Origin of the sequence: Pseudomonas donghuensis, assembly GCF_000259195.1 — a bacterium.
GTDB lineage: Bacteria > Pseudomonadota > Gammaproteobacteria > Pseudomonadales > Pseudomonadaceae > Aquipseudomonas > Aquipseudomonas donghuensis.
Genome location: NZ_JH650766.1, coordinates 158,707 through 167,606, shown reverse-complemented (window position 1 = coordinate 167,606; position 8,900 = coordinate 158,707). Strand labels below are relative to the sequence as shown.

At 62.7% G+C, this 8,900-nt stretch carries 8 protein-coding genes and 1 pseudogene; 4 read left to right on the top strand and 5 right to left on the bottom strand.

All coding sequences use genetic code 11. The features are described from left to right. Positions 1-318 (bottom strand): annotated as a pseudogene (locus UW3_RS29625) (23S rRNA (cytidine(2498)-2'-O)-methyltransferase RlmM); the annotation flags it as partial. A gap of 253 nt (positions 319-571) precedes the next feature. Here UW3_RS29625 and acnA point away from each other — a divergent pair. The 3 genes from acnA (at position 572) to UW3_RS0115120 (ending at position 5,998) form a co-directional block, all read left to right on the top strand. Beyond that, on the top strand, positions 572-3,313 hold the full coding sequence (gene acnA / locus UW3_RS0115130) for an aconitate hydratase AcnA (RefSeq protein WP_010223348.1): 2,742 nt from the start codon (positions 572-574) through the stop codon (positions 3,311-3,313). A 152-nt stretch (positions 3,314-3,465) separates the two neighbouring features. Further along, positions 3,466-4,242 (top strand): CPBP family intramembrane glutamic endopeptidase, encoded by a 777-nt coding sequence (locus UW3_RS0115125; protein ID WP_010223347.1) that lies wholly within the window; start codon positions 3,466-3,468, stop codon positions 4,240-4,242. 190 nt (positions 4,243-4,432) lie between these two features. Further along, on the top strand, positions 4,433-5,998 hold the full coding sequence (locus tag UW3_RS0115120; RefSeq protein ID WP_010223346.1) for a methyl-accepting chemotaxis protein: 1,566 nt from the start codon (positions 4,433-4,435) through the stop codon (positions 5,996-5,998). Between the two features lie 42 nt (positions 5,999-6,040). Here the strand turns inward: UW3_RS0115120 and UW3_RS0115115 are convergent, their stop codons facing one another. The 4 genes from UW3_RS0115115 to UW3_RS0115100 all read right to left on the bottom strand — a co-directional run bounded on the left by UW3_RS0115115 (position 6,041) and on the right by UW3_RS0115100 (position 8,145). Continuing rightward, complete coding sequence (locus tag UW3_RS0115115; protein ID WP_010223345.1) at positions 6,041-6,928, bottom strand: pseudouridine synthase; 888 nt, start codon at positions 6,926-6,928, stop codon at positions 6,041-6,043. Between the two features lie 50 nt (positions 6,929-6,978). Next, positions 6,979-7,290 carry a hypothetical protein gene (locus tag UW3_RS0115110; RefSeq protein ID WP_010223344.1) on the bottom strand — a complete coding sequence of 104 codons (312 nt, stop codon included), beginning with the start codon at positions 7,288-7,290 and terminating at the stop codon, positions 6,979-6,981. A gap of 92 nt (positions 7,291-7,382) precedes the next feature. Further along, positions 7,383-7,814, bottom strand: coding sequence for a D-Ala-D-Ala carboxypeptidase family metallohydrolase (locus UW3_RS0115105; protein WP_010223343.1), 432 nt, complete (start codon positions 7,812-7,814; stop codon positions 7,383-7,385). A gap of 94 nt (positions 7,815-7,908) precedes the next feature. Beyond that, positions 7,909-8,145: a glutaredoxin family protein gene (locus tag UW3_RS0115100; RefSeq protein ID WP_010223342.1), complete on the bottom strand. Its 237-nt coding sequence runs from the start codon at positions 8,143-8,145 to the stop codon at positions 7,909-7,911. Between the two features lie 178 nt (positions 8,146-8,323). Here UW3_RS0115100 and UW3_RS29620 point away from each other — a divergent pair. Then, a partial coding sequence (locus UW3_RS29620) for a cation:proton antiporter domain-containing protein (protein WP_010223341.1) occupies positions 8,324-8,900 on the top strand: 577 nt, incomplete at its 3' end.

Here is an 8,900-nt window from a genome sequence, read left to right as displayed (position 1 = left end):
TCCCACCCCCCCCAGCCACAGGCTGCCGCACTGCGGATAATCAGCCAGGGCGTCGAGCAGTACGCTGATGCGATCGGTTTCCGGCAGCTCGATGAACGCGCCGCGGGCCCATTGCCGGGGGAAGATCAGCTGGGCAAAACGCAGCTCGCGCATCATTTGCTCGGCACCTTCGGCGTCGTTGCAGATGAACTCGGCGCAGGCGCTCTGCGGCTTGGCCTTGGCGTAGCCGGCGACGTTCAGGCGCGCGGCGTGCTCGGCGATTTCGGCACAGACTTCACTTTCGAAACCGGGCCGGCAATGCATAAACAGGGTATTCATCTTCACTCCAGGACGGATGGCGCCCAATCACGCCAACCCTGACCGGGCGCAATACGCAGCGCCGGTAAATCGGCGAATGATAAAGGAAGTTCGGAACCTGCGACACTTCCTGCCGGTCCAGTACATGGTCAGGTCCGCCAAACAGGGCTAACCTGACCGTTCAGCCAGGTCCGTGCCGTGCGGACCGTCACAGAGGCGGTGAACCGGCGACAGCAGGGAAGATTGCCGTTCACCGGCGCAGAAGGAGTTGGTAATGCCCTCGCTCGATAGCCTGAAAACCCTCAAGACCCTGACGGTCGATGATCGTCTCTACCACTATTACAGCCTGCCCGACGCCGCTCGCACCCTCGGCGATCTGCAGCGCCTGCCGATGTCGCTGAAAGTGCTGCTGGAAAACCTGCTGCGCTGGGAAGACGGCAAGACCGTCACCAGCGGCGACCTTTCGGCGCTGGCCAACTGGCTCAAGGAGCGGCGCTCCGACCGCGAAATCCAGTACCGCCCGGCACGGGTGCTGATGCAGGACTTCACTGGCGTTCCGGCGGTGGTCGACTTGGCGGCCATGCGCGCGGCCATGGCCAAGGCCGGCGGCGACCCACAGCGGATCAACCCGTTGTCGCCGGTCGACCTGGTCATCGACCACTCGGTGATGGTCGACCGCTACGCCAGCCCGCAGGCTTTTGCCCAGAACGTCGACATCGAAATGCAGCGCAACGGTGAACGCTATGCCTTCCTGCGCTGGGGCCAGAACGCCTTCGACAACTTCAGCGTGGTGCCGCCGGGCACCGGCATCTGCCACCAGGTCAACCTTGAGTACCTGGGCCGCACCGTCTGGACCCGTGAAGAGGACGGGCGCACCTACGCCTTCCCCGACACCCTGGTCGGCACCGATTCGCACACCACCATGATCAACGGCCTGGGCGTGCTGGGCTGGGGCGTGGGCGGTATCGAGGCCGAGGCGGCGATGCTCGGCCAGCCAGTGTCGATGCTGATCCCGGAAGTGATCGGCTTCAAGCTGACCGGCAAGCTGCGTGAAGGCATCACCGCCACCGACCTGGTGCTGACCGTCACGCAGATGCTGCGCAAGAAAGGCGTGGTCGGCAAATTCGTCGAGTTCTACGGCGATGGCCTGGCCGACCTGCCCCTGGCGGACCGCGCCACCATCGCCAACATGGCGCCGGAGTACGGCGCTACCTGCGGCTTCTTCCCGGTCGACCAGATTACCCTCGACTACCTGCGCCTGTCGGGCCGCCCTGAAGCCACGGTGAAACTGGTCGAGGCCTACTGCAAGGCCCAGGGCCTGTGGCGCCTGCCCGGCCAGGAGCCGGTATTCACCGACGCCCTGGCCCTGGACATGAATGAAGTCGAAGCGAGCCTGGCCGGGCCCAAGCGCCCGCAAGACCGCGTGGCCCTGAGCAATGTCAGTCAGGCCTTCGATGACTTCATCGGCCTGCAACTCAAGCCGTCGAGCAAGGAAGAAGGCCGCCTGGAAAGCGAGGGCGGTGGCGGCGTGGCGGTGGGCAATGCCGACCAGGCCGGCGAAGTCAGCTATGAGCATCAAGGCCAGCAACACCTGCTCAGAAACGGCGCGGTAGTGATCGCTGCGATCACCTCCTGCACCAACACCTCCAACCCCAGCGTGATGATGGCCGCAGGCCTGGTGGCGAAAAAAGCGATCGAGAAAGGCCTGCAGCGCAAACCCTGGGTCAAGAGCTCGCTGGCCCCCGGCTCCAAAGTGGTGACCGACTACTACAAGGCCGCCGGCCTGACCCAGTACCTCGATGCCCTGGGCTTCGACCTGGTCGGTTATGGCTGCACCACCTGCATCGGCAACTCCGGCCCGCTGGACGAAGCCATCGAGAGAGCCATCACCAGCGCCGACCTCACCGTCGCCTCGGTGCTCTCGGGCAACCGCAACTTCGAGGGCCGCGTGCACCCGCTGGTGAAAACCAACTGGCTGGCCTCGCCGCCGCTGGTGGTCGCCTACGCCCTGGCCGGCACCGTGCGCATCGATATCAGCCGTGACCCACTGGGCATCGACAAGGATGGCCAACCGGTGTACCTGCGCGACATCTGGCCAAGCCAGCGGGAAATCGCCGATGCCGTGGCCAGCGTCGATACCGCGATGTTCCACAAGGAGTATGCCGAGGTGTTCGCCGGCGACGCCCAGTGGCAAGCCATTGAGGTGCCGCAGGCGGCCACCTATGTATGGCAGGACGATTCCACCTACATCCAGCATCCACCGTTTTTCGATGCCATTACCGGGCCGCTGCCGGTGATCGAGGATATCCACGGCGCCCGGGTGCTGGCCCTGCTCGGCGACTCGGTGACCACCGACCACATCTCCCCGGCCGGCAACATCAAGGCCGACAGCCCGGCCGGACACTACCTGCGCGACAAGGGCGTAGAGCCCCGCGACTTCAACTCCTACGGCTCACGGCGTGGCAACCATGAAGTGATGATGCGCGGCACCTTCGCCAATATCCGCATCCGCAACGAAATGCTCGGCGGAGAAGAAGGTGGCAACACCCTGTACGTGCCCACTGGCGAGAAGCTGGCGATCTATGACGCGGCCATGCGCTACCAAGCCGATGGCACGCCCCTGGTGGTGATTGCCGGGCAGGAGTACGGCACCGGCTCCAGCCGCGACTGGGCCGCCAAGGGCACCAACCTGCTGGGGGTCAAGGCGGTGCTGGCCGAGAGCTTCGAACGTATTCACCGCTCCAACCTGGTGGGCATGGGCGTGCTGCCACTGCAGTTCAAGCCCGGGCAGAACCGCAAGAGCCTGGCGCTGGATGGCCGCGAGCGTATCGACATACTCGGCCTGAGCCATGCCCAGGTGCAACCGCACATGACCCTGAACCTGAAGATCAGCCGCGAGGATGGTCGCCAGGAACAGATCGAAGTGCTGTGCCGGATCGACACCCTCAACGAAGTGGAGTACTTCAAGGCCGGCGGCATCCTTCACTATGTGCTGCGGCAATTGATCGCAGCCTGAAGTCAGGGCCCGGTCCTTGGTGACCGGGCCTTTGCCCTGTGCCGCAGAACACGTAGGATAAGCAGTAATGGCCAAAGGATGGCCGAAAGGCGTGTCCTCGACCGCAGTAACGCAGTCGAAGGATTCACGTTTTGCTTTTCAAAGGATGTCTCATGCTTGCTCCGCAATGGATCGGCCTGGCGCTGCTCGGCCTCGGTTATATCTTCGCCCTGTTCAAGGGCAACCTCGGCCTGCTGGCCCTGCCCACCCTGATTGCCCTGCTGTGCGCCGGCCTGCTGGTGCGTCGTGCCAGCCTCTGGCAGAAACTGGTCGGCCATGCCCTGTTCGTGATGCTGGCCATCGCCCTGGCCCTGCATATGCTGCCGGGCTTCAGCGGCGCCAAGGTCATCGACAAGGTGCGCTTTAGCAGCGACGCCCTGCCCTTTTCCATGTACCTGAACCTCGACAAGCCGCTGATTGGCTTCTGGCTGCTCCTGGCCTGCCCTTGGGTGCTGGCACTGAAGAACAAGCGCCCATTGGCCAGCCTCGCCCTGACCTTACCCGTGGTTGTCGCGGTGTGCCTGGGCGGTGCCTGGCTGTTGGGGATGGTCGCCTGGGCGCCAAAGTGGCCAGAGCAAGGCTGGGTCTGGGCAATGAACAACCTGCTGCTGGTGTGCCTGACTGAAGAGCTGCTGTTCCGGGGCTATATCCAGGGCGGTCTGCAACGGCTGCTAAAGAACCAGAACCTGGCCCTGCCATTGGCCGCCACACTGTTCGGCCTGGCCCACCTGGGTGGCGGCTGGCAATGGGTGTTGCTGGCTGGCCTGGCGGGTATCGGCTATGGCCTGGCTTACCGTTATGGCGGCCTTTTCGCTGCGGTTCTGTGCCATTTCGGCCTGAACCTGGCGCATTTTGCCGGTTTCAGCTACCCGATGCTGATGCCGTCGTGAACAGGCGGTCATTAGCTGACTTTTGTGTCAAAACCATGAAAGAATGCAGCTAATTTGTTGAACTTTGCACGAATGTCTTAGCGCAGGTCAGATCAGGACTCCTTGATCAAAATCAAACCCTGCAAATATTCATTCAACAAAACCCCCGGCGTGCCGATACCTTTCGAAAGCCTTGCGGATTGAACAGCTAATGCGTAACAACCAGCCGATTACCCAGCGCGAACGGACTTTCCCAGCTCAGCAACGGTTGATTTCGACCACTGATGCCAAGGGCGTGATCACTTACTGCAACGACGCTTTCGTCGAGATCAGCGGTTTCTCCCGCGAGGAGCTGATGCGCGCGCCGCACAACCTGGTGCGCCACCCGGATGTGCCACCCGCAGTGTTTGCGCATATGTGGACCACGCTCAAGCAAGGCCTGCCCTGGATGGGCATCGTCAAGAACCGCTGCAAGTCGGGTGACCATTACTGGGTCAACGCCTATGTCACGCCGGTGTTCGAGAACAATCAGGTGGTGGGTTTCGAGTCGGTGCGGGTCAAGCCCACCGCCGAACAGGTACGCCGCGCCGAGGCCTTGTACCAGCGCATCAACCAGGGCAAACCGGCGATTCCGCGTCGCGACAAGTGGCTGCCGGTGGTACAGGACTGGCTGCCGTTCATTCTGGTCAGCCAGGTCGGCTTTTTGATCGGCAACTGGCTGGGCCACTCCTGGGGCTTCGCCCTGGCCGCCGGCCTCTCGGTACCGCTCGGCCTGCTCGGCCTGAGCTGGCAGCAACGCGGCCTCAAGCGCCTGCTGCGCCTGGCCGAACAGACCACCTCCGACCCGCTGATCGCGCAGATGTACACCGACAGCCGCGGCGTGCAGGCGCGCCTGGAAATGGCCATGCTCAGCCAGGACGCACGGATGAAAACCTGCCTGACCCGCCTGCAGGACACCGCCGAACACCTTAACGAGCAAGCGCGCCAGTCCGACACCCTGGCCCACAACAGCTCCTCGGGCCTGGAACGCCAGCGGGTCGAGACCGAGCAGGTCGCCGCCGCCGTCAACCAGATGGCCGCCACCACCCAGGAAGTGGCCAACCATGTCCAGCGCACGGCCGATGCCACCCAGGAAGCCAATCGCCTGACCGGCCGTGGCCGCGACATCGCCGGGGAAACCCGCGAAGCCATCCAGCGCCTGTCGGCTGCCGTTGGCGAAACCGGCCTGACCGTCACGCAGCTGGCCCGCGACAGCGACGAGATCGGTGGCGTGGTCGATGTGATCAAGGGCATTGCCGACCAGACCAACCTGCTGGCCCTGAACGCCGCCATCGAAGCGGCCCGTGCCGGCGAGATGGGGCGCGGTTTTGCCGTGGTCGCTGACGAGGTGCGTCAACTGGCACAACGCACCGCCGAGTCCACCGGGCAGATCCACGGCCTGATCGCCAAGCTGCAACAGACCGCCAACAGCGCCGTGCAGACCATGGAAAGCGGTCATCGCCAGGCTGAAGAAGGCGTTGCACGGGTGATGGAAGCCGACCAGGCATTGGTGGGTATCAGTGAAGCGGTGGCCAACATTACCGACATGGCCACGCAGATTGCTGCCGCCACCGAAGAGCAGACTGCGGTTGCCGACGAAATCAGCCGCAACATCAGCACCATCGCCCAACTGGCCGACCAGACCTCGGAACAGGCCCAGCATTCGGCACTGCTCAGCGAAGAGCTGACCCGTACCGCGACCACCCAGTACTCGCTGGTGGAGCGTTTCAACCGCTAAGCCCTTCCGCGCATCGCCTTTGGCGGTGCGCGGCTTCGCGCCTTACCAGTCGAGCGTCAGCCGGCTTTCGAAGTAACGCTCTGCACCGTTCAGCGGGTCCTTGAAGCGCAGGCTGTGGGCCAACAGCTTCAATGGTCTGCTGTAGTCGTCCGGCCCCTGAACGATGTCCGGATAGAACGGATCATTGCAGATACTCGCGCCCAGCGCGGTCATGTGCACGCGCAACTGGTGGGTCTTGCCGGTCACCGGCGACAGCCCGTAGCGCCACAGTTCGCCGTTTTTCTCCAGCACGTCGGCCAGGGTTTCGCTGTTGCTCAGCCCGTCCACCTCCTGCATGCGAAAGAACGGCTCGCCATTGACCAGGCGGCTCTTGTGCACCAACGGGAACGCACGCTCGGGCAAGGCGCGGGCGATGGCCTGGTAGCGCTTGTCGATCTGCCGGTTGGGGAACAGCGACTGATAGGCCGAACGGCTCTGCGGGTTGGCCGAAAACAGCACCAGCCCGGCGGTATGCCGGTCGATGCGGTGCAAGGGCACCAGATTGGGGTTGTCGAGACGACGGATCAGCCGGCGCAACAAGGTCTGCTCGACATACTCGCCAGTCGGGGTGACCGGCAAAAAATGCGGTTTGTCCGCCACCACCAGGTGCTCATCGATGTGCAGGATGGCCTCTTCGACCGGAATCGGCTTCTCGTTCGGCACTTCGCGAAAATAATGGATGCGCAGGCCCGGACGGTAGACAAGCGAGGCGCTGATCGGCGCCCCCTGAGCATCCAGCACCCGGCCGCGGGCGATGCGATCGAGCCACTGCTCGCGGCCAATGGCCTTGAAGTGCTCGCTCAAGCAATCGAGTACCGTCGCCCAGTTGCCAGGCGGCAGGCACACGGTGCTGGCTTGATGCTGAGCCGGATCGAAGGGGGGCGTGGCCATGGGAACACTCGAGACAGGTGGACCGGCCATTATCCCCCATGCCCGCCCGCTCAGCCAGCTTCGGCGGCTGCAGCCTCGGTGTACTCCTTGAGCCAGCGCAGCACCTCGACCGCCTCCCAACGGCTGGGATCGTAGAGGGCGTACAGCAGGCCCTGATAACCGACCACATCCAGTGGCCGATGATAGCCAGCACGCTGGAACAAGGCTTCGATCTCGGCGAAGCACGTATTGAAGTGCACTTTGTTGAACGGCGTTTTGCCTTCCAGCACCAGGCCGTCAAGGCGCAACTCGAGCACCGCTTCACTCACGACCTCGACAGCCATGCGATTGACGGAATATTTCAGTTGTTCGACATTGACCATTGATCCGGACCCTCGACGCAAGCGCCACCCCTACACTGTATTTATATACAGCATATTCAGAGATGTCGCCGGCGTCAATCAGACAGCCGCTGTCAGACCAGGCCTGGCAGATAACCACTGTCGTAGCGAATGGTCAGCACCTGACGGCGCGGCACATTGGCGCTTAGGCCAAAGTGCACCCACTGGCCGAACTCCAGGATCAACTGATCGAACACCAGGTCACTGTCCATTACCCGCATGGCCAGCTCGCGGGGCGACAACCCGGCAGCGTTGATATCCGCCGCCAGGCCTTGAGTATGAACACTGCCGGCTGAGCCACCGATCGCCTGGTTCAGCGCTTGCGAGCGAAAGCCGCTGCTGACCAGGATCGGCCGCCCGATCAGGCTGCGAATCTCTTCGAGCCCGGCGCTGAGCCGTTGCAGGTTGCTGATGATCTGCTCATTGGGGGTATTGTCGATACCGCGACGTGCGGCGGTTTCCGAGACGGTCATCTCGGCGAGCGTGAAATGCGGGGAAAGCAGCATGGGACCATTCCTTGGCGTTTTGAATTCGCCAAGGATTGTCCCCGCACCGCTCAATCAACGCACGACAGGAAGCGGCTCCCCGCCCATGACTGCTTTACTTCAGAAAGGTCACGACTTGTTCGGCGTCAAACGGCCAGTTCAGCTCCGCCCCGGAATCACATCGGCGCAGCACAGGGATACGCAGACCATAGGCTTCGAACATGCCCTCATGGTCGGCAATATCAACCAACTCGACCAGCAGCCCATGCTCGACAAACGGCATCAGCAGCGCCTCGGCCACTTCACACAGGTGACACCCCAGGGTGCCGAACAATTGGCATTCAGGAGGCATTTATGGGTACCAGCATCTGTAGGAACGGATCATTATTCTAGGTCTGCATTCGGGGCCAGTCGAGCGCCGCCCTTGAAGTCGGCGAACGGCATTGAAGTGCTGATGCACATCAATGGCCAAATGGCGCAAGTCGTTCAGACTTAATGGTTTTTTCGCTGTTTTCGCAAGGGAGTGTTTTGTGTTTGCCAACCTGTTGATCATCCTGGCCTCATCGCTGGTCGTCATCGCTATCTTCCGGCGCCTGAAGTTGCCGCCGGTACTCGGCTATTTGTGCGTCGGCCTGTTCGTTGGCCCTACCGCCCTGGACTGGGTCAATGAAAGTGAGGAGCTGCCGGACCTGGCTGAAATGGGTGTGGTGTTTCTGCTGTTTTCCTTAGGGCTTGAGTTTTCCCTGTCGAAGATGCTTGCCTTGCGCCAGGTGGTGTTTGGCCTGGGTAGCCTGCAGGTGATCTGCACCAGCATCCTGCTTGCCGGGCTGCTGGCCCTGCTGGGCATGCCGAGCAACGCGGCATTGCTGTTAGGCGCAGGTCTTGCGCTCTCGTCCACGGCAATCGTCAGCAAGGAGCTGACCAGCCTCGGCGAGATTTTCAGCAGCCACGGCCAGAACGCCATCGGCGTGCTGCTGTTCCAGGATGTGGTGGCGGTGTTGCTGCTGACCCTGGTCCCGGTGTTTGCCGGCCAGAGCGGCCAGGCTTGGTATTGGGCCTTGCCCTTGACCCTGGGCAAGACCGTCATCCTCTTCGTCGGCCTGCTGC

Excerpts from the sequence above, each read along its gene's own strand:
- acnA (WP_010223348.1), top strand. The coding sequence starts at position 572 with ATGCCCTCGCTCGATAGCCTGAAAACCCTCAAGACCCTGACGGTCGAT.
- UW3_RS0115125 (WP_010223347.1), top strand. The coding sequence starts at position 3,466 with ATGCTTGCTCCGCAATGGATCGGCCTGGCGCTGCTCGGCCTCGGTTAT.
- UW3_RS0115105 (WP_010223343.1), bottom strand. The coding sequence starts at position 7,814 with ATGCTGCTTTCCCCGCATTTCACGCTCGCCGAGATGACCGTCTCGGAA.
- UW3_RS0115110 (WP_010223344.1), bottom strand. The coding sequence starts at position 7,290 with ATGGTCAATGTCGAACAACTGAAATATTCCGTCAATCGCATGGCTGTC.
- UW3_RS0115100 (WP_010223342.1), bottom strand. The coding sequence starts at position 8,145 with ATGCCTCCTGAATGCCAATTGTTCGGCACCCTGGGGTGTCACCTGTGT.
- UW3_RS0115115 (WP_010223345.1), bottom strand. The coding sequence starts at position 6,928 with ATGGCCACGCCCCCCTTCGATCCGGCTCAGCATCAAGCCAGCACCGTG.
- UW3_RS0115120 (WP_010223346.1), top strand. The coding sequence starts at position 4,433 with ATGCGTAACAACCAGCCGATTACCCAGCGCGAACGGACTTTCCCAGCT.